At 43.3% G+C, this 312-nt stretch carries 1 protein-coding gene; it reads left to right on the top strand.

Annotated elements, in window-relative coordinates:
- Positions 1-10: 10 nt before the first annotated feature.
- The coding region (locus ACPYOJ_RS35005; protein WP_481420327.1) for a PQQ-dependent sugar dehydrogenase at positions 11-312 on the top strand (302 nt) is incomplete at its 3' end.

The raw sequence follows: 312 nt of genomic DNA, 5'->3' as shown, positions 1-312 counted from the left end.
AGGCAATGTGATGATTGCGGATGTCGGTCAGGGACAGATTGAGGAAATTAACAGAATGCCTTTAACACAAGCCGGAATCAACTACGGATGGAGATGCTACGAAGGTAATAATGCATACAATACAACAGGATGTGCTGCACAGTCTACCATGACGTTCCCTGTAGCAGCATACGACCATTCAGGCGGAAAATGTTCCATTACAGGCGGATATGTTTACCGAGGAGCACAATATCCGGCTCTACAAGGAAAGTATATTTTTGCTGATTATTGCTCAACCCAGATCGGAATTATGAACAATGATGACTCTATTAC

It is taken from the genome of Rhizobium sp. SVR5-9E (genome assembly GCF_056755095.1).
This window is presented reverse-complemented; position numbering and strand designations above follow the sequence as displayed.